The sequence below is a fragment of the Xanthomonas vesicatoria ATCC 35937 genome (genome assembly GCF_001908725.1).
Taxonomy (GTDB): domain Bacteria; phylum Pseudomonadota; class Gammaproteobacteria; order Xanthomonadales; family Xanthomonadaceae; genus Xanthomonas; species Xanthomonas vesicatoria.
Window position 1 is genome coordinate 3,614,109 of sequence record NZ_CP018725.1, and the last position, 25,281, is coordinate 3,639,389.

Consider the following 25,281-nt stretch of genomic DNA (forward strand, 5'->3'; position numbering starts at 1 on the left):
CGACATGGCGTGTTGTCCGCAGTGGTGGCGTATGCTGCGCACCCGCACGACCAACAGGATGACGGCATGCTCAACCATGTGATGGTGGGATCGAACGACATCGCACGTGCGCGTGCGTTTTACGATGCAGTATTGGGCGACGTCTTCGGTGCGCCCGCGCCCGTTGTCCACCAGGCGGGTACTGGTCATATCCGGTTGTTCTATCGGCATGCGGGCAGTACTTTTTCGGTCAGCGAGCCGATCAACGACGAATCCGCAAGCCCAGGCAACGGCGCCACGGTCGGCGTCAAGTGCGACTCGCCAGAGCAGGTGCAGCGGTTCCATGACATCGCGGTGGCTGCCGGCGGCGTCTCTATCGAGAACCCGCCCGGCTTGCGCGAGAGCAGCATGGGGCAGACGTGGTTGGCCTACGTGCGCGACCCGGACGGAAACAAATTGTGTGCGATCTATCGCCCAGCGTGAGCCTTGACGCTTGCGCTGTCTGTCGCAGGCGCACACTGCTTACTTGAATGGCTCCCGAGATGCCGCCGACGCCAGAGACGGATCCTTCGTTCGTACGACTGCTCGTGCGGCTTATGATCGATTTCGCCGCTTTGGTCGTGCCGTTTGTCATTCCGCTGTGTCTGCCATTCCCGCTTGTCTGGGTGTATCTGTTCGGGGCGATGCTGGCGCAGTGGGCTGAGAACAAACTGCGCGGCGCAGTGGATGCCACGTGGGTCTGGTGGCTGGGGGCGTGTTTCGGCGTCAGCGTTGCGCTAGGTTTGCGGGCAGGGACGATGTTTGCCGGCATTGTGGCCGGCGGCGCATCGTTTGCCGCGCTGCTCCTTGCAGGTCGGGTGTGGGAAAAGGTCGCGTGTCTGAACATCCCGCGGCACGACCCAGGCCCGACGATCATGCGCATCCAGGGCGTTGAACGACCGCTTGGCACTGCACACGCCAAGACGGCGCTCATGACGCCGGAAGGTCTGCGTCTACGCGTCGTTGGCTGCCATGAGCCGCGCAACAGCGCGCCGCTGCAGTACGACTATCTGTTCCCGGACGGCAGCGTGGTGTTTGGCGCAGGCGCATCGATGGGTTACTCACCGAATGGCCGTTATTTCGTCTCGCCGATGCCGACCACCGGCACGTGGCGGCTGCTGATTTACGACCGGCATACGCAATGGGTCTATCGCTGCAACAAGGTCGAAACCTTTGTCGCTATCCATCAGGTGACGCAAACGCATGTCGAAGGCTGGGGAAGCCGGGTCGAAAAAGACGGCCGCATGCTGTCGGCCTCGATTGAGGATCTCATCGCGCATTCGGTCAATGAGCCGATGGTCGACATCGAAGACCTCAAAATTCCGGAGAGCTACGCGGACCGCGCCAGGCAGCAACGGCAGGTAGAGCTCCCGCCTGCGCCAGCGGGAGCGCCGGCATTGATGCTAGCGGCGTATCTGCCGAGTAGCTTGATGACACTCGACGATCCATTGGAACCGCTCTTTTCGCCCAGTTTGGAGCTGATTGTCGATGGCCAGCCCAGTGGGTTGCTGGTCGATGGACGCCACCCAATGCTTCGCTGGGGTGACGATGGTCGGTCGCTCACCTGCGTGGCCAAGCGCAAAGGCAGCATTGAACAGCCTGCCCCGTGGATGTGGAACGCGCAGCGAGGTTGGTGCGCAGGAGCAGAGGTGCTCAGTCAGTGTTAGCTGCAGTGCCGCAGTGCTGCAGTGCCTTGGTTGCGGCCGTCATGGCCTGTTGAAGCCAACGGGATCGGAGCACGCCCGCATGCAGTTCCCCCCCAACCTAATGCTTGGCCGCATCCCGGATGATCAATGTCGCCGCGCCCACCGAAATGGCGTCTTCGACCACACCGGTACTGGTCTGGCCATAACGATCAATTGCACGCATGCGCGCATTGAAGGTGAGGTAGGCGGCGGCCACTGCGGTGGTGGCGCCGAGCAATGCCGCGATGCCGCGTTGTTCGCGCGGTGCCAGTGCAGTGCCGACGATGACGCCTGTGGCGATGCGGGCAATCATGCCCGGCAGCACGATACGGTCTGGCGCGGTTTTCATCTTGTCGCCGGCCAGCTCACCGCCGGCCAGCGCCAACATGCCGGCCGAGGCGAGAGGATTGGCGAGCAATGCCGGGGCGCCATTGTCAGCAGGTAGCTTGCCGGTGCGTGCAGCGTTGGCCACGGCGGCCAGTGGGGTCATCGAGCGCATGCCGGCGACGGCGCTCATCAGGATGGAGTGGATCAAAGCCATGTGCACCTCTGCGGGGGCGTGCGGATGGACTCGAAAATGAGGCCAGCTGGCACGCTTCGAGTTGTTGGTGCCCAGAGCCTAGGAGGCCGGATGTATGCGCGATGGCAAGGTGGCGCCAGTGCGATGTGTGCTCAGTGCAGAAGTAACGAACTTGCCTGACGCGTGGCATCCCATGGCGCCCGATACATGCCGCGGGGCGTCAAGGTCTGAGGCAGCAGCCGGCATGACGATGCTTCTGGCATTGCGCTGCCTGGCCATGCAGGCGCGGCAGCGCGTTGCCGTCCCCAAGACCTGTCAGGGTTGCTTTGCAAAGCTGCCCGCGCGCCACGCCATCCACAACACCGTCAGGCCCACCGCCAGGCAGATCAGCACGCCGGGCAGCGAGGCTTCCGGGCCGAAGGCGCCGCCGGTGAGCCACTCGGGAAATCCGGAGCGGGCGGTGCTGCGGGCGATGGCGGGACCCATGTCGGTTCCGGAGACCGCCGCACCGAACAGATAGCCCTGGGTGAAGTTCCAGGCGATATGCACGCCGATCGACATCCAGAGGCGGCCAGTCAAGGCGTAGAACGCGCCCAACAGGAGGCCGGCTTCCAGTGCGATACAAAGTGCCGCAAACACGGTTGCATGCGGGTTGGCGATATGGCCGAAGCCGAACAGCGCGGCAGAGGCGGCAAACGCAACCCACGGGCCGAATGCACGCCATACCAGTCGCAGAAAGATGGCGCGGAACAACAGCTCTTCGATCACCCCGGCCTGCAAGGCCTTGCGCACCGCGGTCCAGGCCGGCGCCGGACCCAGCGCTTGGATGTCGTACAGCCCGAACAGCGCCATGATGCCCATGACCGTGGCGAACATGGCTGCGCCGACAACCAAGCCAATGGTCAGCTGCGGCAACATCGGACGCAGTGCAAGCTCGCTGGCGCGTCGTCCTTCGGCCAGGCGCACTGCCAGTACGTAGATCGCCAATCCCACCGCGATGCCGACCAGGCTGGCGACCAGTTGCAGGGGCCGGGAGTCCTTGGGCAGCAGGCTGCCCACACCTCTGCCGGCCATGGGCGCCAGCGTGGCGACCACCACCAGCAACAGGACCGCCCAGCCAATCGCCCGCAGCCAGCGTAGGCGGCCGGGTTGCAGGACGTTGCGCTCGCCTAGCGCGATCCGGTGAGAGGGGTGGCTGTGTGCAGACAGTGCGCTATTGGCAACCGATGGCGTTGGTGCGTGCATGGGTGACGTCCTGTGAGGTGGTTGCTAGCGGGTGGTTGAAAGGGAGGAGGCTTCGACGACAGCTGCGATACGGGTAGCGAATGAGCGATATTGCAAGGCGGTGATGGCTTCACTGAGAACAGTGGAGAGCGCAACGGAGAGTTCCTGGTCGAGCTGTGCGGCAGCTGCGTTTGTCGCCGCCCATTGCTGTTGCAGTGCAGGCACCATCGTCTTTGCTTTTGGGGTCAGCGTGACGATCCGTTCGCGCGCGTCGGCACCTGGCTTCAACACGGTGAGCCGTTGCCTGGTCATCTGCGCCACGGTCTGGCTGGCAGCGGAATGGGTAATGCCGATTTCCTGCGCAAGGGCCTTGATGGACAGCGGCCCCGATCGCAGCAGGGCGCGCAGGACGGGGGTGTAGCGCGGCCGCCAGTCGAGCCCTGCAGCGGCGTAGACCGCTTCCAAGTCGCCATCGAGCAGTTCGATCAGATGCCGGACCAGGGTGCCAAGGGTGGGAGAAGGCGAGTTCATGTGGCAAATGTATAAGCGCTGTTGCAGTTACGCTATGTGCCGGAAGTAGGGGGCATTGGCTGGCACTGAAGGAGGGGCCGGCATTGCTTGCGTGCGTTGGCTAACCGGCGTCAGCGGGTGTCCCGTCGCCATAGACCCACTGCGCGAACAGCGCTGAGAGATCGCGCCCGCTGGCGCGCTCCATTGCCAACTGAAAATCGCGGCTGACCACGGTTTTGCCAACGTTACTGCGGGTGTAGCGGCGCATGCCGGACCAGAACGTCTGCTCTCCAAGCGTTTCCCGCAAGTGGGCAACGAAGAGCGCACCCTTGCTGTACTGCACGGCGCGACGCAGACGCAACGAGGGATAATCGCCTGACCAGGCAAGCGGTTTGTCGAAGCCGGCGTCGCGGGCGATGGCAAGCCGGCGGCGTGCTTCGTCCAGTTCCTGCTGGTATGCCGCATCGCCAAAGGCGTGTTGCTTCCAGGCGGCGACCATGAAGGTGGTGATGCCCTCGTTCAACCAGAAGTCCCGCCACGAAGCGCAAGTGACAAGATTGCCCCACCACTGATGCGCCATTTCATGGGCGATGATCCATGGCGAAGCAGGGGCTTCCTGCTCGTCTTGCAATGCTTGCGCACCGATGAGCGAGAAGGTGGCGGTCTCCTGTGCCTCCTGCCCGGGCACAAGAAGCTGGGTGTAACGGCGTTCTGGCAGCGAGATGCCGGCCGCGTGCGCAAAGAATTCCGCAATGGCCGGTGTCTGCTGGAATGCTGCAGCCAGGTTCGCGCCCTGACCGGTACCATCGAGATAGACGAATGTGCCGGTGGTGGTATCGGATATTTGCTGCGAGAAATGTCCAACTGCAAATCCGAACAGATATGGCGAATACGGCCTGTCGGCGCGCCAGCGGTGCAGCACCAGATCGTTCGAGAGCACTTGGCTGGGTGACGCTTTGCCGATGCTCACCGCATCCATGCCGGCTGGAAGAAATAGATCCAGTGAGAACGTCGCTTTGTCGCCGGGACTGTCTTGCAGGCAGACCATCCAGTCGCATGCGAAGTAGCTGGTGTAAAAGCCACCGGCTGCGCGAACGATACCCTGGGCCGGCACGCCGGCAATCTTGAAGGTGAGCGAGGCGCGGGCTCCCTTCGCAAGCGCGGTTGGTAACGTAAAGGTGATGCCCTTGGTGGTGTTGGTCGCGGTGATCGTCCGACCATCCAGTTCGGCCGAGGTGACCTGCAATGCGTTCGGCGAGAAGGTCAGTTGGCTAAGATGGTCGGTGGTGCTGCGCAGGGTGATGCGCTGCGCGCCGGAGAGCGCCGTGGTGGCAAGATCCGGGCGCAGTTGCACGTGATAGCGTTCGACCTCGAACCCAGCGCCCGGTAGCGTTGGCGCTGCGGCCATCAGAGAAAACGGTGCGAGTGTCAGCAGCGTCATCAAAGCCTTGTATCCCGCAAGCATCCAACGCATCACCGCTCGCTCCGGGCGTCAGCTGTGGTGCCAAGCAAGACCTTCAAACCGTGGGTGGTCCCGCGTGGCCCGATGCTCAGGTGGTCTTCGTCATTGAGAACGTCCAGCGCGAGATGCAACGACGGATAGCCGCGCGCGTGCAGGACTTTCGCCATGTTCTGTGCGTCGATGACCATGTCGTGGTTCTGGTGATAGCGCACTTGCTCGTACTCGCCGACGTACATGTACACCCGCGCCGGAAGATCGGTATGCGAAGCGACAAACGTTTTTTCCTGCTCCACCATGGCGTGTTCGCCATACCAATACGACGGGCTACCCAGGATGTAGCCGGAAAACATCTCTGGGCTGCTGAGCAGGATCTGCGTACCAAGCAGGCCGCCGTACGAATGCCCCAGATACAGGCGCCGCTGCTCGTCGGTTCGGTAGCGGTTAGCAACAAACGGCAAGACCTGATTGCGCAAATAGCGAATGTAGGCAGCGCTCTTGCCGTGGGTCGCAACGGGCGCTGCGGTTGGGCCATCTTCCGGCGTGGGCGTGTAGTCGCGTCTGCGGCTCGGCATGGGCTCTTCGCCGACGGCATAGGACAGCCCAACCAGAATGAAATCCTCGATGGCCGGGCCTTCGCCATTCAAACGACGCGCGATCTGTTTGACCAGCGGAAACGCGTAGTCGCCGTCGGTGGCATACAGCACCGGGTAGCGACGCTGCGGATGGTCCGCGTAACCACGCGGCAGCGCGACGAAGACTTGGTAGGTGCGACCTGTCGCCGGATCCGGCACGTCCCAGACCTGCGTATCGGCCAGTTCGTAGGGTTGTCCATCGCCACGCTGGCTACCAGGCGCGTGAGCGGGCGTATGTGCTGCGTGCGCTGGTGTCGCTATGGCAGATGGTGTCGGGGCTGGTGGTGGTGCCTTGTCGCAGCCTGCTAGAAGCAACAGTCCCATTCCTACCGCTAACAGCTTGTTCAAGACAGCCTCCTGGCATGGTGGTGAAGCGCGATGCTGTTGCTGCAGGCTGGATCGCCCGCACGGGATTCACGGCGAACTGCGCTCGCCAGCCCTATCGCGTTGGATGGATATTGCTATCGATGATGTCGGTTCATGGGGCAAGCGAAAGGTGCCTGGCGCTGCATGATATCCGTTGCCGCAAGCTTTCAACGCTCGAAACACGCAGCGCCGGCAATCAGTTAGACCTGCAGGACTGCACGAGTTCAATTCAGCCGGCCAACCATGCGCAACGCCGCTGCCTTGGCCATATCGTTCGGATTGGTGCCGGGTAGGCCCTGCGGCACGGCCATGCCCTTGCTGCGATAGAACTCAGTCCAGTACGGCGACACGTTGCCAGTCTGCGGGTTCTTGAAGTTCATCGGCTGCAGCGCAAATACCTGATGTGCGCGGAAGGCGCGCTCGATGAAATCCGAGCAGTAATAGCTGTTGTCGTCCTGCACGTAAGTGTCGTTGTACGGCTTGCCCAGCATGCGCCGTGCCTGCGCGATGGCATGGGGAATGGCGGGTCGATACGCGGGAGTGAGCCGGTATACGACGATTTGCCGCTGCTTGGCGCTGGCCTCAGCGATGAATGTCGCCAGTGCTTGCTCACGCGAGCCTTGTTCGTCGGCGTGCAGCACCACCTCGGTGTCGCCGGCATGGGCCACTAGCGCGACATGGTCGAAGCTGGGTTCGCCCTGTGTGGCGGTGGCGTCGTCGATGGCACCGCTCAGGCCGGTGCGCGCCGCGGTGACGAACAGCAGGTCGCCCTCGTGCACATCCAGCGCCAGTGCGGTGGCGGGCAACAGGGCGATGAGCAGTAACAGCAGCAGAGCGATGCGCATGGTGTGGAGCGTCTGGACAACAGTGCCGGCATTATCGCCGAGATGCAGGCCGGATACGCCGAGCAGCAGGTCGCGCGCGTGCTGGCAGCGCCCGCGTCGGTGCGCTTGCCTTGCCTGTAGGCTGCTGCTGCCAGCGGGCGTCGCCGCCGCCATCGCGTCGCGGCAATCCTTGATGTCCACTGGAGTGTTGCATGCGTTCTGTTGCTGCGTTGTCGCCGATGGGTCGGCTGTTTGCGGTTGCCGCCTTGATCGAAGGCGTGACCTGGGCCGGGCTGTTGCTCGGCATGGTGCTCAAATACGGCACACAGACCACCGAGGTGGTGGTGTGGTTGTTCGGTCGCCTGCACGGCGGCGCCTTTTTGTTTTACGTGGTGGTCAGCGTGCTCGCCGCACTGCGGCTGCGCTGGCCGTGGTGGGCCTGGGCGCTGAGCCTGTTGGCCGCGCTGCCGCCGCTGGTGACCGTGCCGTTGGAGATGTGGTTCCGGTGTATCGGCTTGCTTGGCCAGCGGTTGCCGTCTGCCAGTTGATGCGGCGCCTGCGCATCGGTCGCTTGTGGCATCGACCGCAGTAAGTTCGGGCGCATCACGCCAGCCAATCGCGCGCTGGCCCCATGACCGATTGCGATGGTGGGAGACATGGACGCGGCGGCGGTCGTTTGCCACCATGCGTCACTCAAGGACAGGTCATGGGGGCGATATGCGTGGTTGGACGATGGGCGTGCTGAGTGTGCTGGCGTGGAGTGTGGCGGCCCTGGGGTACGCGCAGAGCGCGCCGGAAGCCGTGGATCTGGCGCCGTATCTCAAGAGCGACCAGTTCGAGCGGATCAAGATCTCGCCGTCCGGTGCGTATTTCGCACTGACCATGCCGCTGGAAGATCGCACCGTGCTGGGCATCGTGCGGCGGCAGGACAAGGTGGCCACGGCCAAGGTCACCGGTGGCGTCAACAGTGTGGTGGACGATTTCTGGTGGGCCAGCGATGAGCGCATCGTGGTGTCGATGGCGCAGCGGCTGGGCTCACGCGACGAGCCGGTGGCAATCGGCCAGCTGCATGCCATCGATGCCGACGGCAAGAATGGCCGCCTGTTGGCCAGCCCGTATGGCACCAACCCCGACATCAATGGCGCACAGCTGAAGATGGACCTGGATCCGGCCACCTACATGCTGGATACCTTGCCGGGCGATGCGCGCAACATTCTGGTGTCGGCGGTTCCGTTCGTGGGCGATCCCAACGTCCGCATCGACAAGCTCGACATCCAGACCGGCCGGCGCACGACCGTGGCCACCTCGCCGGTACGCCGGGCGAACTTTGTGACCGACCAGCAAGGACGTATCCGCTTTGCCAATGGCCTGGATATCAGCAATGTCAGCAAGCTGTATTACCGCGACAACGACAATGCGCCGTGGCGGCTGATCAACGATGCGGCCAGCAGCAAACAGCGCCAGTTTCCGCTGGGTTTTTCTGCCGATGGCAGCCGCGCCTATCTGCAAGTGGAGCAGGCTGCCGGCACCGATGTGCTGGTGGCGTGGGACCCGGTAACCAGCAAGGCAACACCACTTTTGCACGACGAGACCGTGGACCCGTACCACATCCTGCGCGATCTGGATGGCACCACGCCGATCGGTGCGTCGTACATGAGCGATCGCGTGCGCAATCGTTTCTTCGACGACGCATCGCCCACCGCCAAGTTGTACCGCAGCCTGGAAAAAGCCTTCGACGGCAACGCGGTCTATATCACCTCGGCCACCAGCGACCGCCGCCTGGTGCTTGTGTATGTGTGGAGCGATCGCAACAACGGTGATTATTATTTGTTCGACACGGTCAGCAAGAAGGCCGACCGCGTGTTCAGTCGCCGCGAATGGTTTCCGCCCGATGGAGTGCCGGCAACCAGGCAGGTGAGCTTCAAGGCGCGCGATGGCCTGCTGTTGCATGGCTACCTGACCCAGCCATTGCAAGCGCAAGCCGGCAAGCCGTTACCGTTGATCGTGATGCCGCATGGCGGACCGTTCGGGATTTTCGACAAGTGGGAGTTCGATGACGACACCCAGCTGTTGGCGGCAGCCGGTTACGCGGTGCTGCGGGTCAACTACCGCGGATCGGCCAACTACGGCTATGCGTTTACCCAGGCCGGTGCCAAGGAGTGGGGCGGGCGCATGCAGGACGATGTCACCGATGCCACCCGCTGGGCCATTGGCGAAGGCATTGCCGACGCATCGCGCATCTGCATCTATGGCGCCAGCTACGGCGGCTATGCGGCGCTGATGGGCGCGGCCAAGGAGCCGAGCCTGTACCGCTGCGCGGCTGGCTATGTGGGTGTCTACGATCTGGAGATGATGGCGCGCGATACCGGGCGCTCCGCGCGCTGGGCCAAGAACTGGACGGTCGATTGGCTGGGTGCACGCGACACCTTGGCTGCGCGCTCGCCGGTGACCCTGGCACGGCAGATCAAGGTGCCGGTGTTTCTGGCGGCCGGCGGCAAGGACGAGCGCGCGCCGATCGAACATACCAAGGCCATGGAGCGCGCGTTAAAGGGCGCTGGCGTGCCGGTGGAGTCGTTGTACTTCCCCAACGAGGGCCACGGTTTCTATACCGAAGCGCATCGGCGCGAGTACTACACGCGCTTGCTGGCGTTCTTGAGCAAGCAGTTGGGTGGTGGGACCGCGAAGTAACGGGTTGGCGTTCCATCAGGTGTTGCCTGATGGAATGCGTGACCGGGAGCTGGCGTGGTGATGCGTGATGTTTGGTGCGCTCGGTGCATCAACGGCGTTGCGCAGGGCGCCCGGATGCCTTCGCGACGGGTGTTGCCCGGCTTGCGGCCTACAGGTAAGCCATCGCGGCCGGGGCCGCTGCTCCGGTTGTTGGGGGCGTTGCAGGGATGTGCGAGCGATGCTCGGATCCCTTGCAGGTTTTGTGTGGCAGCGTCGCCTGAGGCTGCCTGGCAGATGGCATCAGCGCTCTTGCGGTGGTCTCTGCACGTTCGGTACACCTGCTACAGAGCGCGGCACCGTCGACGGCCGACGGTGCCGCGTCCGGCATCGCTTATTTCTCCGGCATCGGCTTCATTTGATACTGCGCCGGGGGCGTGGCGCCGAGCAGGTAGTGCACGAAGTAATCCCAGCGGCGGCGGGCGACATAGGGCGTGAGATCGCCGTAACCGTGCTTGGCGTTGGGCAACATCAGCATGTCGAAGTCCTTATTGGCTTTGATCAATGCATCGGCCACCAACAAGGTGAGATGCGGCGACACGTTGTCGTCGAGCGTGCCGTGCACCAGCATCAGCCTGCCTTTGAGCTTGCTGGCGTGGGTGGCGTTGGCCTGGTCGTCGTAGTTGGAGGTGCCGTCCTTGTTGACGATGTGCTCGCCGTGATACTTCTCCGCCCAGTCGTCTTCGTAGCCGCGGTTGTCGTGGTTGCCGCTTTCCGACCATGCGACCTTGAACAGCTCCGGGTAGCGCAGCATCGCGGCGGTGGAGGCATTGCCGCCACCGGAATGCCCCCAGATGCCGACGCGGCTGGTATCGAACCACGGGTAGCGCTGGCCGAGCTCCTTCACCGCCGCGACCTGGTCGGGCAAGGTGTTGTCGCCCATGTTGGCGTACCAGGTGTCGTGGAAGGTCTTGGAACGCCACGGCGTGCCCATGCCGTCGATGGCGATGACGATGAAGCCCCATTCGGCCAGCGACTGGTTGTCGCCGTGGCCGGCCAGGAAGCTGCGGCCACGCACCGAGCCGGTCTGCGGGCCGGGGTAGACGTAGTCGATCACCGGATACTTGCGGCTGGCGTCGAAGTTGCTGGGCTTGAACATCAACCCGTACAGCGTGGTCTTGCCATCGCGTGCCTTGACCGTGATCGGCTCCGGTGGCACCCAGCCGGCGGCCTTGAGGCGGGTGATATCGGCAGTGGCAATGGTGCTGACGGTGCGTCCGTCGGCGGCATCGCGCAGCACGCTTACCGGCGCGGTGACGGAGGTGGAGTAGGTGTCGACGAAGCGTTTGCCATCGGGCGATAGCGCGATGCTGTGATCGGCCACCTCGGGTGTGAGCAGCACCGGCTCGCCGCCGTCCAGGCTCACCTTCCACAGCTGCTGGTAGTACGGGTCCACGCCCGCCACCTTGCCCACGCCGACGAACCACGCGGTGCGGGTGACCGGGTCCACGCGCAGCAGTTCGGTGACATTGCCCTCGCCAGTGGTGATCGCGCGCTTGGGTTTGCCGGTGGCCAGATCGTAGAGATACAGCTGGCCCCAATCGCTACGCTCGGAAAACCACACCGCCTCGTTGCTGCCGGGCAGGTAGGCCCAGTTGGCGGCGACCTGGCCGCTTTCATAGTAGGTCTTGGCGGTTTCGTCGAAGGCGGTGCGCACGGCGCCGGTGTCGGCATCGGCGATGCGCAGCCAGACCTGCTTGTGGAAGCGCGAGGTGGATGCGAATGCCAGGGTCTTGCTGTCCGGCGCCCACTTCACGTCGTCCCACAGGCCCGGCGAGCAGCTCACGTCGTCGCATAGCGTGGAGCGGTGCTGGTCGGCAGGCATCTTCAGCCGCACCACGCTGGCGCTGGGCACGTCGATGACGACGCGCTCGATCATGGTCACGTCCTTGTCGCCGGCCATCGGGTATTTCCAGGACTGCAGTTCCGGATGCCCGAGCTTGGTGCTGACCAGGTACATCTCGCCGGTCTTGCGCTGGTCCTGTTGGAAGGTGGCGATCTTGCGCGAGTCCGGGGACCACGCAACGATGGCGTTGTCGCTGTGCTGCCAGCCGGCGTTGTCGGTGGCGTAGCCGAAGTTTTCCACGCCGTCGCGGGTCAGCTGGGTCTCCTTGCCGGTTGCCAGCTCGCGCACCCACAGGTTCCAGTTGCGAATGAACGCTTCGCTGCGCTTGTCCGGCGACAGCACGCCCGGTTCGGGCTTGGCGGCGGTGAACAGTTTGCTGCACCTGGCACGCGCATCGCATAGCACGTCGGTGTTGCGCACGCTGAGGCGATAGCGGCCATCGGCGCTGAGGCTGACCTTGGGCGCCAGGGTGGCGGCCTTGAGCGGCTTGTCGCCGGTCTTGAGCAATGTGTTGAGCGAGGCGGCCAGCGCGGCCGGTTTGAACAGCGGTGCGGTCTTGCCGGTGGCGGTGTCCAGCTGCAGCAGCCGGTCGCCCTTGGCATCGTGGTCGACGTAGACCACGTGCGTGGCGTCCAGCCAGGTGACACGCGTGGGGGCATGGTCGACCAGCGGCTGCGCGGCGTAGTAGATCAGGCGCTCGGCACGCGCGTAGTCGGCCTCGGTCACGCTGGGCGCCTGCGCGTTGGCCGCGACAGGCAGCAGGGCGAGCGACAGGACGGTGAGCAGGTGGCGCAACGGCAACGGTGGGGGCATGTGGACCTCATCAAAAGGGCGCGCCGACAACGGCGGTGCAACCTCGCATGCTACGTGGGCGGGCACGGCATGTGACCCTGCCAAACGTCGTGCCTTGCCACGGAACGAAGGTCTCAGCCGTGTCCGGGTGTCGCGCACCCTGCGGCACGTGCGGCTACTTGCCCATGCAGCGCTTCCAGCGCTCGTTCACCCGTTGCGCAAACCAGGCGGTGGTCAGCGTGCGGGTGATCTTGGGGCTGTCCAGGGTGATGCCCGGCAGCATGGCGCGTGGCAATGGCGTACCGGCGTTGCGGTCGGCCAGCGCAAAGACCTGGCGATACAGCGCGCTGTCTTCGAATTCGAGCGTATTGCCCGCTTCCAGGGCGGTGCGGATCTGGCGGTCGCTCATGGCCAGTTGGCTGCCCAATGCGCGCACCGCGCGCTCGGTGCCGCCAGGCGCTTCCAGGCTGGCGCCCGGCGTGAGCAGGTCGCCGTCCAGGGCGAGCGCGATGCCGCTGGCCTTGCTCAGCGCGGCCTGGAACGCGGCATTGCGGCTGGCGTACCAACCGGCGTTGAAGTCGGCGAAGCGGTACAGCAGCGCGTCGTAGCTGGCGGGGTAGCCCAGCAGATGGGTGGTGCCGAACCACAGCCCGCCGCGGCGGCTGAACACCTCGTGGCGGATCGAGCCGTCGATCGGGTATGGGTACCGCGCGGCATGCTGCTCGGCGAAGGCGATGCTCACCTGCATCGGCCCGGCGGTGTGCACCGGGTTGAGCCCGTCGAACAGGCGCGTGCCCAGCGGCACGCTGCCGGTGAAGTCTTCGAAGATGCGGCTCAGCTCCTGCTCGGTGCGCGCCGTCGCGATACGGGTGGCGTAACTGCGGCCATCCGGCGAGGCGATGCGCAGGGCGGCATCGACCATGAACGCCGGGATGTGGTGTGCGCTGGCGCGGCGATCGATTTCCGCGCGCGAGATCTTGCCCAGGTTGGGCACCGCCGGATTGGCCTGGTAGGTCGATTCCTGCTCGGTCACCGCCAGCACGGCGCAGATGTGCTCGGCGCTGGTGTCCAATGCCTGCGACGACAGTGCGACATAGACATCATTGGCCCAGCCGGCGCGATCGGGCAGGTTGGCCGGCAGGCGTCGTGCGATGTCGGCCTTGACCGCTTCGGGCGAGCGTTGCGGCGCGCGCGGTGCCTGGGTGGCGCAGGCCGACAGCAGCGCAATGGCCATCAAGGCGAGCAGGCGGGGCAGGGGGAAGGTCACGGCGTCTCCAGACGATCAGGGCGGCAACTGCCGTGCCGGAGTTTACGTGGCTGCGTCGTGGCATCTGTCATGCGCTGCCGGCCAGTGAGGGTGTGCGCCGTCGGCATCGCGAGTGGGGGAATCAGTGGCGGCTTGGTCCGGGGTGCCCGGTAGCGCATCTGCACGACGTCGTGCTGCAGCCGGCGAGCATCGATCAAGAGCGCTCGTCCCCCATCCGCCGCACGCCACGCAGCGCCTTTGCGGCACGGCATGCCCAGAGCAAGCGTCGTACACAGCGTAGGCCGATCCGCGAGAAGCCGCCGCGTCCCCCACATCGAGCGCTTGGTCACCCCAGCATGCAGATCACCCGGCATGTCCGATCGCCTTATTTGAGCGATTCAAGACTTGCGCAACACGGCCGATAACGGGCTCGACCAACCGAAACGATCACGGCATCTGCGGTGTGCTCAGGTCACCATTGCAGCCGTATGCCATCGAGCGCGCGCATTGCCACGCAGCTCACGCGATTCCACCGCTGTGCGACCACAGGAGTGCCTGAAATGCAGCAGCAAGCCGCCAGCGCCAGCCGGGTCAGCTGCCGCGCCGTGGACAGCGTGTGCATGCGGTGTGGCCCGCCCTCGCAGTGAGAGGGCGCTGAGCATGCCTGCGATCGCCTGGCGCCGCCTGCTCGTTGCGTGTCTGTTGCTTGCCGTCGGCGCTGTGGCCTGGGCGCAGCCGCAACCCTGGAAAACCATCGAATCGGCCACGCTCGACGACCCCATGCAGGCATTGCAGCTGGCCCAGCGCGCGCTGCAACAGGCCCGCGCCGCGGGCGACCGCGATGCGCAGTTCTGGGCACTGCTGGCGCAGGCGCGCGTGTTGATCTCGCTGGAAGACAGTGATGCGCGCCAGGCCGCGCTCACCCAGGCCCACGGCCTGCTGGGCCAACTGCATGGCAATGTGGCGCAGGCGCAGCTGTGGCTGGCCATCGTGCAGGCGCTCAGCGACGTGCGCGAAAACCCCAATCGCAGCATGGTGGCGCGGTTGAATGGCTTGCGACAGCGGGCGCGCGCGCTGCGGCGCAGCGATCTGCTGTGCGAGATCGAAGCGGTCGACATGTGGAGCATGCTCGCCTCCGGCAGCAGCGACGAAGCCTGGAGCGCAGCGCAGACCAGTTACCAATGCGCCGCGCGCGAAAACCTGCTGGGCGTGGAGGTCGATGGCCTGACCCAGCTGGGATCGTTGTCCAGCCGCGTCGCAGGCCGCGTGGCCGACGACAACGATGCGCAGGATTACCTGCAGCGTGCCCTGGCGCGCCTGCACAACCAACCGGCGCGTTTCCAGCGCAGCCTGATCGAATACGAATACGGCAGCTCGCTAGCCGCGCAGCAACCGTCCGCAGCACTGCTGCACTTCCGGCGCGCGCTGGCGCTCAGCCGCGAAATCGGTGATCAGGCCGGGGTGGCCGCCGCGCTGACCAGCACCAGCGAAGCCTTGATCAAGACCGGCGATGCAGCGGCGGCGCTGACGATGGCGCGCGAGGCACTCCCGTTGATGCAGGCGCAGGGCAATATCGGTCGGGTGGCCGCCTGCCACGCCATCTTGTTGCAGGCCTTGACCGCGCTGAAGTCGCCCAGCCTGGGCAGCGCGATCGTCGCGGCCCAGGCGGCCGACGACCCGAACCTGACCTTGACCCGGCGCGCGCAGCTGGTCGATGCCATCGCTCAGGCGCTGGCGTTGGAAGGGCGCCATGCCGAGGCTTACCAGGAACTGCAGCGCGCCAACGCGCTACGTGCGCAAAACCTGGATCGTCAGCGCGATACGGTGATGCTGCGGCTGCAGGCGCGTTATGAGGACGCGCGGCGCGAAGCAGAAAATGCCGAGTTGCGCCGCCGCAGCGAAACCGCGCAGTTGGCCCTACAGGCACGCGAAGCAGGGCAGCGCGCCTTGTGGATTGCGCTGTGCGCCGCGTGCCTGCTGCTGATGGGCGCGTTGATCGTGCTGGCATTTGTCGCGCGCCATCGCCGACAACTTTCGCGGCTGGCCATGCGCGATGAACTGACCGGCCTGCCGAACCGGCGCGCCATCCGCGCCGAGGCGCAGCAACAGATCGACCATGCCTTGCGCACCAACATACGCTGCATGCTGGCGCTGATCGACCTGGATCACTTCAAGCAGATCAACGATGCGCACGGCCATGCGAGCGGCGACGCGGTGCTCAAGGCGCTGGCAAGCGCCTCACTGCTGGCGCTACGCGCGCAGGATCGCCTGGGCCGTCTGGGCGGCGAAGAATTCCTGCTGGTGCTGCCTGGCTGCGGTGCGGACGAAATTCCGGGGGTTTTCGCGCGGCTGCGCAATGCAGTGGCGGCGACCGAAATTCCCGGCCTGCCCGCAGGGCAACCGGTGCGCTTTTGCATGGGCGCGGTAAGCGTTGCCCCGGCAACAGGACTGGACGTATTGCTGAGCCAGGCCGATCTGGCGCTCTATGCCGCCAAGACCGCCGGGCGCGATCAATGGGCAGTGTGTTGAGCCTGCGGTGCGCGTTTTGAACATGCGCTGCGACAACCGCGTGAGGCTACGGCACAATCCAGGCGTGTCGACGGCATGCCGTCCCCCTGAACTGATCGAGCCGAGCCGAAGACCGCGTGCGAACCGATAGCCGCCTTTCCCGCATGTTGCATGTGCTGTTGCATATGGCCAGAAGCGCGCAACCGATGACCTCCGAGCAGATCGCCAGCATGCTGGCGACCAATGCAGTGGTGGTGCGCCGAACCATGGCCGGGCTGCGCAGTGCCGGCTACGTGCAATCGAGCAAGGGACACAACGGGGGCTGGCAGATCGCCTGCGATCTAGCGCAGGTGACGCTGCTGGATGTGCATCGCGCGGTTGGTGGCCCGCATCTGTTTGCGATCGGGGCCGATCATCCCAACCCGCAGTGTGGCGTGGAGCGGGTGGTCAACGCGGCGATCGCCGATGCACTGGCCGACGCCGAAGCATTGTTGCTGCAGCGCCTGGGCACGGTGACCTTGGCCGCACTGGCCAGCGAATTCGACAGCCTGTGCAGCGCCGGTGTGCCATCTGCCGCCAAGGTCGCCACCAAGCGCAAGCGCCCGCAGCAGCGCTAAAACCACGGCAACAGGAGTGCCTTGCGCATCGGCGCGTAAGGGGTTGAGTTGCGCGTCGTTTCATGTAACATCGAAAAGTACATAATGCGACGCGGCGGGATACGACATGCAGCACGAGGTGATCATCATTGGCGGCAGCTACGCGGGGCTGTCGGCCGCACTGCAATTGGCACGCGCGCGGCGTACCGTCCTGCTGGTGGACAGCGGCCAGCGACGCAACCGGTTTGCCGCCACCTCGCACGGCTTTCTGGGCCGCGATGGCACATCGCCTGCGCAGATCGCAGACGAGGCGCGAGCTCAGGTGCTCGCCTACCCTGGCGTGCGATGGGCCGATGGAACGGTAGCCCAGCTCCACGGCCAGGCGGATGCGTTCGAGGTCACGTTAGCCGATGGCAGCGTCCACACCGGCCGCAGGCTCATCCTGGCGATGGGTCTGGTCGATCGTTTGCCTGCGATTGCGGGCCTGGCAGAACGCTGGGGCCGGCAGGCATTCGTGTGTCCGTACTGTCATGGTTACGAGCTGCATCAGGGACGCATCGGCGTCGTGGCGACAACCGCACTTGCCGCGCACCAGGCCAGCATGTTGCCGGATTGGGGTGCGACCCAGCTGTTCTTGAACGACACGTTGGTGCTGGACCGGGCGCAACACGCGCAACTGCAGGCGCGCGGCGTGCAGGTGGTGCCCGGCGCGGTGACAGCGCTGCAAGGCGAGGGTGACCTGCTGCAAGTGCTCCTGCGCGACGGACGAACCTTCGCGCTGGATGGGGTGTTCATCACCCCGCAGACCGAGATCAGTCCCTTGGTGGCACAGTTCGGATGCGGTACCAGCGACGGGCCCTTGGGCAGCCATCTCGCTGTGGACGCGATGCAGGCTACAACCGTCCCGGGAGTGTTTGCCTGCGGCGACATTGCCAGCCCGGCGGCATCGGTGGCGTTTGCGGTCGCCAGCGGCGCCATGGCCGGCGTTGCGACCCATCGCACGTTGATGTTCGGTCTGGGCCACTGATCGCCAACGCATGCACCGGCCGCCCGCGCATGTCCTGTCGGCGTGCGCGGACGAGCGATGGCCGCAGCCGTTAGTGGCGGGATTCCTGCAGCGGAATCTTGTGCTCGGTGGAATACGCGCGCTGTGCAGTATTCAAGGCTTCCATGTCGGTGTTGAGCTGGTTGGAGACCGCTTCCAGATCCTTGACCAACGGCTCCAGTTCGGCATTGGTGTAGCCATCGGGCAGGGCGGCGACGCGTTCCAGCGCCGCCATCATCGCATCGGCGCTCTTGAGGTAGGCCGACAGTTTGGTGTCCAGATCCTTGGCGTTATCCGGCACGCCCGAAGCCATTGCGGTATTGGCCTGCGCATTGGCAGCCAAGGCCTTGCGCTGGCCGTCCAGCGCGGTCTTGTAGCTGGTCAGCGGTTTGTGCGCGACCGCATCGGCGATCAGGCTCTGCCCGCGCTCGCCCGAGACCCACGGATCGATGATGGTCACCGCGCCATTCCAGACCGACACGTTGTGCAGCAGGTAATCGCTGGAAGACAGCTTGGATGCGCCGGAGGTGACACCGCCTCCGCACGCCGAGAGCAACAGGCTGAGGGAGACCAGCAACAGGGTGGTGAACGTCTTCAAAGTAGGATCCTTGATACAACGCGGCTGCCATCGCGTGGCAAATCCGCAGGAACTCAAGGACGCGCCCGGACATCGGCATCGCATTATTTCAAGCCGTCTTCCTTGAGACGAATGCAGTGTGGAGCGCTCCATGCACGCGGCTGCGTACGCTGCGCGCGCAGTATAGCCGCACACCTCGCGCATGCACGTTGCAATGCCAGGTCATTGCTGGAATGCGTCTTTCCGCCAACACATCCGCGACGTCGTCAGCGTCGCAGGCAATGGCTCACGTACACTGCGCGCCCCGCACTGCCTGGACACCAGGGTGAAAAAGCGTCGCACCCGCTCTCCGCCGACGCCGACGCAGTCCACCACCCAGACGTGGCTGGTGCGCGCGGTCGCGCTGGTCGTGGCGATCGCGTGTTGCGGACGGCTATGGCTGCTGCTGGAGGCGATCTCCAAGCGGCGCTATGTCAGCGTCATCCGCGGTCGCCCGACCAGGATCTTCCATGCCGACAGCGACCCGCAGCGGTTCTGGATTTCCATCGGCTGGGATGCCGCGCTGACCTGCACGTTGTTGGCAGTCATCGTCTGGCTCGCTTACGCGGGGTGGGCATCGCATCGCCGAACGCACCTGTGAACGTGCTGGTCAACTTGGCAATCGTTGCCTGCGCGCGCTGCATCGGGTTCGCTCATCGGCTGCAGGCAGGCATGGCTTGAACGGGTGCTGGCAACCAACGCGATGCACCAACGCGGCGGGCGCGTTGACCGCGTGCAAGACAGCGCTCTATGGCGTGCGTTGCTTGCGCGCAGGTTTTTGCGCGTCGTGTTTGGGCCAGATGTCGTAGCTGTAGACGAACTGCTTCTGGTCGGCGCCTGCGGTGGGATCGCAATGCCAGGAGTTGGCAACGATGCCGGGCTCCAGCACCCCATCGACCTCGCGCACCGATTGCGATTCGAACGCGCAGATGGGCCCATGGCGGGCAACGTCCCAGTCCCCGGGGGCGGTCGGATGCGCATGCTGCACCAGCACGATGTCGCTGCCATTGAAGTGATGGACCTGCGCGCCGTGCTCCCGGTTGATGCTGAAGTAGCACGGGGCACGCACGCCCAGTGGCAGCACTTCGTCGTCGCGCAAGATGGCGCATTTGCCAGCGCGCTCGCCCAGCCGGATCTGGCGCCCGGCCAGCGTTGCGGTGGTCACCGGATAACGCGTGCTCACTTCCGACATGGGGTGTGCCGGCGCATTTTGCGCGCAGGCCGTCGCACACAACACCATCAACAGCGTGGCACAGACCGAGGCGGCGAGATGAGTGCGCATGCAACGTCCGTGTCGAGGGCTGGGCAGTATCGCAGATTCGTCCGGCGGCATTGCCGGGCGAGGGCACCTAACGTCGCACAGGCAAGGTGGCGAGCACGCCATCCAGCGCGAGTTGGGCGGTAAAGCCGGCCTTGGTCAGGCGCTTGGCCACTTCGTTGGGCACATCGCGTCCGCTGGTGAGTCTGTTGGGGGCGCCGGTGTAATGAAACAGCCGCCCGCCACGGCGTAGCACACGCGCAAGTTGGTCGTAGAACACCTGCGAGTACAGCTCGCCGGCAATGCCGAAACGCGGTGGGTCATGCAGGATGGCGTCGACCGAATCGTCCGCCAGCGTGGCGATGTGCTGCGAGATGTCGGCATGGGTGAGGTGCAGGCGCCCGCCAGCATCGGTCGCTTTCGGATTCGGCGACCACGGGTTGAGGGTGCGCAGCCACAGCACGTCGGCATTCTTTTCGAAGGAGAGTATCTGCGCCACGCCGTCCTCCAGCGCGCAGGCCGCGAAATACCCAAGGCCGCCGCAGGTGTCCAGCACGATCTTGCCACGCGGGTTCACCAGCGCCACCTTGCGGCGCGCATCCTCGAACGGCGATATCTGTGCAGACGGCAACATCTTGATGCCATCGATCTCGAAGGTGGGCGCCCCCCAGTCGGTGGGCACCAGCTTGATCAGCCCACTGCCGAAACGCGAGATCGGCGCAAAATCGTCGCCCCCCCAGAAATACACCGTGCGGTCCTTCAGCTTGCCCGGATAGGGAAAGCCCATGCCGCGCCATTGCCAGGTCTGTGCGTCGAGCTGCACGGTATCGTTGCCGATGCCCAGATCCAGCGACCCGGTCCACGTGGCAAGGCCGGCGCTGCGTGCGGCCAGCAGCGCCTGGGCATCGGAAAGGGTGAGCAACGGGCCGGAGTAGTGGGTCACGTGGTCGCACTGTTGTCGCTGGCCGCTAACGGCAGCGTGTCGAATAAGGAAGGAAGCGCTTCCAGGCATCGTAACCGACAGCGCGACGAGTTAAAAACGTGGTGACGCGTGCGCGACGCATCGCTGCGTGTGCGTGCGCTGGCCGGGGGAAGTTGGCGCCGCGTAAACGCAGTGCCTGCCCAGTGGTAACGGATTTGGTCTGTGATGACGGCGAAGGCGCGCAAGGAACCGCGACTGCCGAGCCGTTGAGGGAGCTTCGCTAACGTTGGGTAATGCACGCTCTTACGAGCGCGCTCTGTACCCTGCCAGGGTGCGCGGTCCGATGGTCATGCCAGCGCTATTCCAACGATCTGGCGTGGACGCCTTGGGACCGGTAGCGAGATCATCCGGCCAGCAGGCTCCCGTCTCGCTGCATAATGCGTCCGTTCCCCCGCGCTGCATTGGCGTGGGCTGTCATCGAATGCACGAGGCGCGTGATGCTCAAAGGTGTGCTGCTCGGTTTTGCGTGTTATGCGGCTTATTCGATCAGCGATGCCTTCGTCAAGCTGCTCGAAGGCACGCTGCCCGTCTACGAGGTGCTGTTTCTCGGCGCCTTGCTGATGCTGTTGGCGGTGCCGTTCCTTAAGAAGCCCGACGACCAGCTGCGCGAACTGGTCATGGCCAAGCAGCCGGCACTGTGGCTGCTGCGCGCGCTCACCGGCGCCATCGGCAATCTCACTTCGGTGATCGCCTTCACTACCTTGCCGATGGCCGAAGCGTTTGCGCTGATCTTTTTGATGCCGATTTTCGTCACCGTGCTATCGGTGGTGTTTCTCAAGGAAGAAGTGCGCTGGCGGCGCTGGACGGCGGTGATCGTCGGCTTCATCGGGGTGCTGATCGTGCTGCGCCCGGGCTTTCGGCATCTCACCCACGGTCATGTGGCGGCGATCGTGTGCGGCCTGGTCGGTGCAATCTCGGTGATTGCCCTGCGCATGGCCGGGCATAGCGAAAAACGCTTGACGCTGTACGGGGCCGGAGTGATCGGGCCGCTGGTGATGGGCGGCATCCTGATGCTACCGAGTTTCGTGTGGCCGTCGCTGTATCAGTGGGGGTTGCTGGCCGGTTACGGCCTGCTTGCGGGGTTGGCGGCCATTTGCATGATGTACGCCACTCGGCTGGCGCCGGTCAGCGTGGTGGCGCCCACCCAATACAGCCAGATGTTGTGGGCAATCGCATTTGGCTACTTTCTGTTCCACGACCATCTGGACTGGCCGATGGGCGTGGGCATCGCGCTGATTCTAGGTGCTGGCTTGTTTACCTTGATCCGCGAAGAACAGGTATCGCGCTGGTGGCGGCGGACCAAGATCGTTTGAGGCGGGGCTGCGTTGCCCGGGAATGGCGAATCGGGATTGAGGATTGGCAATAGCGCCGCTGCTGCGCTCACGTCACGGTGATCTGAAGCTCTTGCTCTTGCGAGCCCGACTCCCGAATCCCGGATTGCAGCGGGTACTCCGGAGCGATGGCGCATCGGTGGGGTGCGGTGCCTGCTGATCAGGCGCTTCGGCTGCGTCGTTGATCAAGGCATCGGTGCATTGGTCCAGTAGGTCCTGCAAAAGTCGTGTTGTCGACAAACAGGCGCAGCTGCGCGCGGCAGTTCGCGCCACACGAAGGCCTAGGAGCGCTGGGCCGGTGCGGCGCAGCCGATGCCATATGACGCCTGTGCCAGGACGCCGCTGGCGACGGTTACTGAAGTACTTGCGTGGACGATAGCGACCACACGGCTCCCAGCATTGGGCGTCGCCACCGCGCGTGGGTGTCGAGCGACGTCAACGGGGCGTTACGACTGTCGCCGTCCGGCTCACAGCCCGGTAGCGCTACGCGGCCTAGCGTCAGCACATCACTCTAACGCCCGGAGCCACCATGCAACTCAATCCACGTACTGCACGCCCGATGACAACCTTTCCTGCAGGCATCTCGGCCCATGGCACGCCCGATCCGGATACCAACGGTGACGAGATCCCGGTTGAAGAGCAGCCGCCGCAACAAGGTGGCCTGCGCGAAGAGGTAGGTATCCTCGACGAGGAGGACGACAACGCGCTGCCGGGCCGTGTGGGTGGCGGCCTTGCTGGTGGTTGAGGACTCGATGACACACTTCGCAGCGTTGCTGACGGTAGGTTGAGAAGTTGGTCGTGCTTCTGCCGGGTTTTGTCGCGTGACGTAGCGACGTAGACCGCACGGCGTAGAGGCGTAGTTAGGATGGCCTCGCTGTCTGCGATGCGCAGGATGGAGTATGCGCACGCAAACGCATTGCCACGCGGTGAGGCGTGCCCGGTCAACACGATCGTGCCGATGCTATTGCGCTTACGTTTCGTCCAAGCCTGCAAAGTGCCCGCTCTGTGCCAACGAAGCGGGCGCTGCCACGTGACGAATCAGCGGCCCAGGCTGTGTCCCTCGTCTCGGCTAAGAGACGGTCGATCCTTTCAGGCCGTAGGGTTGCGGAGCAAACTCAAGTTTTGCAGTTACACGCAATAAAACGCACGTCAACGCAGATCCTCGGGACGTCACTACTCATTCCAAATGCCGGTTCTCCAATCATGGAAACTGCACATTGCCAGGGATGAAGTACGCAGGGTGGCTGCCGTCCTCGTAAAGGGCAGGAATCGTGTCGACAATCGTCTTGCCGCGGATATCGGTAATGCGGATGGACAGCGGCTGATTGCCCAGTTGTTCGCCGAGGAAATGGTTGTAATCCATCTTCTGCAGGCTCTTCCAGGTGGCGCCTTGTTTCACCTCGAACTTGACCACCGGGTAGGCATGATGACGGACCTGGATTGCGGCCCACCAGCGTGAGCTGCCTTCCTTGATGCGGTACTGCACATTGCCGGTGACCGGTGCACGCACCACCTTCCAGCTGATCGGAATGCGCCCGTCCGCCATGTTGCCGATCGCGGCGAACGCGTTATGCGACAGGTCCAGACCACCGGAGGCGCCCTCCGGATACAGGTCGGTCACATACACGGTGGTCTTGCCCTTGGGGCCGGTCACTTCCAGATAAGCGCCAGCCATCGCGGCCTTGATGCCGCCAAAGTTGAGTTGCGTTGGATTGAGTGCGGTAACGCGGTGCTCGGGATCGGATCCAGCAGCAGCGCGCCGCCGGAATAACCAGAGCCGGTATAGGTGGCAGTGCCGGTGAAGGTGCTATTCCAGGTCGTGGCCTTGCTGACGTTCTTTGCGGCAGCACGTTTCGCCGATGCGGCGACAGGCGCCGCCGACGTGATACCCCACGCTTGGTGCAACACCTGCAGCTTGTCCGCGCGTGGGCTGCCATCTTTCGCCAGCAGGCCGCCGTTGTTGGCATTCCCCGCTTCCCAGCTGCCAAGAAACGCGCTGCGTAATCCGGTGCCGGCAAGATAGGTGCTTAGCGCAGTTTGCCATGCCGGGTCGCGCGGATCGCCATCGCCCATACCACCACCAAGACTGACCGGAACCACCGCGTGGTTGCGTGCGAACTGCCCAAAGTCGCGCTGCCAAGCCGCAGGTAGTGCTTGCGCAAAGTCCGGCGCCGCAAACGCGTCGGCTGCATCGCGATCCGGGCCGGCCAGCTTCGGCATCAACACCAGGTGTCGTGATGCGATGCGCAGCGGCGCGCAGGCCAACGGCTGCAGGTTGCTGCCAGCGGCCTTGCGTGCGGAGTCGCTGCACACCGCGTTACTGCCCACACCTTCCACACCCACCAGCCAGCGTGGCGCCTGGGTCAGCACGCTGGCGGCCGCGCGCGATGCGACGCGATTCCAGTCCGCCTCTGCGGCAGTGCCAGACCAGCTGGCATTGCGATAGCCGCTGCTTCCAAGATCGATGCCAATGACACCCGTGGTGTCGCGGTAGCGACGTGCCAGGCTGGTCAGGCCGCGCATCCACGTCTGTGGCTGCGTGCCCAGTTGCGGTGCACTGTCATCGCAGCGGCCATCGGCAAACGCAAACATCACCTGCATGCCGCGTCGGCTGACGGCGCGCACCACCGCATCGAGCAGCTGCGATGCATCCAGCCCGCGCAATGCCGGGTCGCCGGCAACTTCTGCCGCCGCTACTGGCGTGGCCTGCAGCGCCGCTGCGCAGACCGGCACACGTACGGCATTGATGTCGGCGGCCTGCATCTGATCCACTACCTGCGCCAGCGTGCTGTCGCGCAAACCGGCAGCCGCCAGTGCAGTGCGATCGAAGCCGGGCCAGGTCACCCCGCGCATCTGCAGCGCCTGACCTTGCGCATCGACAAGGCCGCCCCGTGGATCGGCCTGCACGGCCAGCGCGGTCACGGGGGCGAGCAATGCGAGCATGAGAAAGAGATGGGTGCGAGATTGCATGGACGTCTCCTGGGTGGCCGCTACGCAGGAGACCAGCGATTGCCGCGCGCGGTCCGTGCGCGCAGTCAAGGAAGCGGGCGGGAGTGTGCGCAATGCCGTGAGCAGACTGCCGCACTGGAATGGGGG

General features: G+C 64.7%; 21 protein-coding genes and 1 pseudogene. 10 read left to right on the forward strand and 12 right to left on the reverse strand.

All coding sequences use genetic code 11. From position 1 onward, the window contains the following. Window positions 1–66: 66 nt before the first annotated feature. Both BJD12_RS15680 and BJD12_RS15685 read left to right on the forward strand, forming a co-directional pair. Window positions 67–462: a VOC family protein gene (locus BJD12_RS15680; protein ID WP_039420989.1), complete on the forward strand. Its 396-nt coding sequence runs from the start codon at window positions 67–69 to the stop codon at window positions 460–462. A 113-nt stretch (window positions 463–575) separates the two neighbouring features. Next, complete coding sequence (locus BJD12_RS15685; protein WP_005992958.1) at window positions 576–1,685, forward strand: hypothetical protein; 1,110 nt, start codon at window positions 576–578, stop codon at window positions 1,683–1,685. 97 nt (window positions 1,686–1,782) lie between these two features. Here the strand turns inward: BJD12_RS15685 and BJD12_RS15690 are convergent, their stop codons facing one another. The 6 genes from BJD12_RS15690 to BJD12_RS15715 form a co-directional block, all read right to left on the reverse strand. Next, complete coding sequence (locus tag BJD12_RS15690; protein ID WP_005992959.1) at window positions 1,783–2,244, reverse strand: DUF4126 family protein; 462 nt, start codon at window positions 2,242–2,244, stop codon at window positions 1,783–1,785. Window positions 2,245–2,538: 294 nt separating this feature from the next. Beyond that, window positions 2,539–3,468 carry a CPBP family intramembrane glutamic endopeptidase gene (locus tag BJD12_RS15695; RefSeq protein ID WP_005992961.1) on the reverse strand — a complete coding sequence of 310 codons (930 nt, stop codon included), beginning with the start codon at window positions 3,466–3,468 and terminating at the stop codon, window positions 2,539–2,541. 24 nt (window positions 3,469–3,492) lie between these two features. Continuing rightward, window positions 3,493–3,978 (reverse strand): MarR family winged helix-turn-helix transcriptional regulator, encoded by a 486-nt coding sequence (locus BJD12_RS15700; protein WP_005992963.1) that lies wholly within the window; start codon window positions 3,976–3,978, stop codon window positions 3,493–3,495. 100 nt (window positions 3,979–4,078) lie between these two features. Beyond that, a complete protein-coding gene (locus BJD12_RS15705; RefSeq protein WP_050812875.1) occupies window positions 4,079–5,398 on the reverse strand; it encodes a M1 family metallopeptidase in 1,320 nt (439 codons plus the stop codon). 32 nt (window positions 5,399–5,430) lie between these two features. Next, on the reverse strand, window positions 5,431–6,369 hold the full coding sequence (locus BJD12_RS15710; RefSeq protein WP_042828074.1) for an alpha/beta hydrolase: 939 nt from the start codon (window positions 6,367–6,369) through the stop codon (window positions 5,431–5,433). A gap of 272 nt (window positions 6,370–6,641) precedes the next feature. Beyond that, window positions 6,642–7,262 carry a YiiX/YebB-like N1pC/P60 family cysteine hydrolase gene (locus BJD12_RS15715; RefSeq protein WP_042828075.1) on the reverse strand — a complete coding sequence of 207 codons (621 nt, stop codon included), beginning with the start codon at window positions 7,260–7,262 and terminating at the stop codon, window positions 6,642–6,644. A 191-nt stretch (window positions 7,263–7,453) separates the two neighbouring features. Between BJD12_RS15715 and BJD12_RS15720 the strand changes: the two genes are divergently transcribed. Further along, window positions 7,454–7,789, forward strand: coding sequence for a DUF3817 domain-containing protein (locus BJD12_RS15720; protein ID WP_162096965.1), 336 nt, complete (start codon window positions 7,454–7,456; stop codon window positions 7,787–7,789). A gap of 184 nt (window positions 7,790–7,973) precedes the next feature. Beyond that, window positions 7,974–9,929 carry an alpha/beta hydrolase family protein gene (locus BJD12_RS15725; RefSeq protein ID WP_005992976.1) on the forward strand — a complete coding sequence of 652 codons (1,956 nt, stop codon included), beginning with the start codon at window positions 7,974–7,976 and terminating at the stop codon, window positions 9,927–9,929. Window positions 9,930–10,299: 370 nt separating this feature from the next. Here BJD12_RS15725 and BJD12_RS15730 read toward each other — a convergent pair whose 3' ends face one another. Then, a complete protein-coding gene (locus tag BJD12_RS15730) occupies window positions 10,300–12,624 on the reverse strand; it encodes a S9 family peptidase (protein WP_042828069.1) in 2,325 nt (774 codons plus the stop codon). A 154-nt stretch (window positions 12,625–12,778) separates the two neighbouring features. Further along, window positions 12,779–13,837 carry a DUF1615 domain-containing protein gene (locus tag BJD12_RS15735; RefSeq protein WP_267473893.1) on the reverse strand — a complete coding sequence of 353 codons (1,059 nt, stop codon included), beginning with the start codon at window positions 13,835–13,837 and terminating at the stop codon, window positions 12,779–12,781. Between the two features lie 666 nt (window positions 13,838–14,503). Here BJD12_RS15735 and BJD12_RS15745 point away from each other — a divergent pair. The 3 genes from BJD12_RS15745 to BJD12_RS15755 all read left to right on the forward strand — a co-directional run bounded on the left by BJD12_RS15745 (window position 14,504) and on the right by BJD12_RS15755 (window position 17,980). Then, window positions 14,504–16,378 carry a tetratricopeptide repeat-containing diguanylate cyclase gene (locus BJD12_RS15745; protein ID WP_042828077.1) on the forward strand — a complete coding sequence of 625 codons (1,875 nt, stop codon included), beginning with the start codon at window positions 14,504–14,506 and terminating at the stop codon, window positions 16,376–16,378. A 143-nt stretch (window positions 16,379–16,521) separates the two neighbouring features. Beyond that, entirely contained in the window at window positions 16,522–16,974 is a 453-nt protein-coding gene (locus BJD12_RS15750) for an Rrf2 family transcriptional regulator (RefSeq protein WP_005992985.1), read from the forward strand. 106 nt (window positions 16,975–17,080) lie between these two features. Next, the gene (locus BJD12_RS15755; protein ID WP_005992987.1) at window positions 17,081–17,980 is read left to right on the forward strand and encodes an NAD(P)/FAD-dependent oxidoreductase; all 900 of its coding nucleotides are present in this window, start codon (window positions 17,081–17,083) and stop codon (window positions 17,978–17,980) included. A 70-nt stretch (window positions 17,981–18,050) separates the two neighbouring features. Here the strand turns inward: BJD12_RS15755 and BJD12_RS15760 are convergent, their stop codons facing one another. Beyond that, complete coding sequence (locus BJD12_RS15760) at window positions 18,051–18,596, reverse strand: hypothetical protein (protein ID WP_005992989.1); 546 nt, start codon at window positions 18,594–18,596, stop codon at window positions 18,051–18,053. A gap of 304 nt (window positions 18,597–18,900) precedes the next feature. Between BJD12_RS15760 and BJD12_RS15765 the strand changes: the two genes are divergently transcribed. Beyond that, window positions 18,901–19,215 (forward strand): hypothetical protein, encoded by a 315-nt coding sequence (locus BJD12_RS15765; protein WP_005992991.1) that lies wholly within the window; start codon window positions 18,901–18,903, stop codon window positions 19,213–19,215. Between the two features lie 147 nt (window positions 19,216–19,362). Here the strand turns inward: BJD12_RS15765 and BJD12_RS15770 are convergent, their stop codons facing one another. Then, the gene (locus tag BJD12_RS15770) at window positions 19,363–19,896 is read right to left on the reverse strand and encodes a hypothetical protein (RefSeq protein WP_005992995.1); all 534 of its coding nucleotides are present in this window, start codon (window positions 19,894–19,896) and stop codon (window positions 19,363–19,365) included. Between the two features lie 67 nt (window positions 19,897–19,963). Further along, window positions 19,964–20,815 (reverse strand): class I SAM-dependent methyltransferase, encoded by an 852-nt coding sequence (locus BJD12_RS15775; RefSeq protein ID WP_005992997.1) that lies wholly within the window; start codon window positions 20,813–20,815, stop codon window positions 19,964–19,966. 476 nt (window positions 20,816–21,291) lie between these two features. Here BJD12_RS15775 and BJD12_RS15780 point away from each other — a divergent pair, with 476 nt between their 5' ends. Continuing rightward, the gene (locus tag BJD12_RS15780; RefSeq protein ID WP_039420950.1) at window positions 21,292–22,167 is read left to right on the forward strand and encodes a DMT family transporter; all 876 of its coding nucleotides are present in this window, start codon (window positions 21,292–21,294) and stop codon (window positions 22,165–22,167) included. Window positions 22,168–22,714: 547 nt separating this feature from the next. After that, window positions 22,715–22,930, forward strand: a complete 216-nt coding sequence (locus BJD12_RS15785; RefSeq protein ID WP_005993001.1) for a hypothetical protein — start codon at window positions 22,715–22,717, stop codon at window positions 22,928–22,930. Window positions 22,931–23,386: 456 nt separating this feature from the next. Here the strand turns inward: BJD12_RS15785 and BJD12_RS15790 are convergent. Then, window positions 23,387–25,155: pseudogene (locus BJD12_RS15790) on the reverse strand (expansin EXLX1 family cellulose-binding protein). Window positions 25,156–25,281 lie beyond the last annotated feature (126 nt).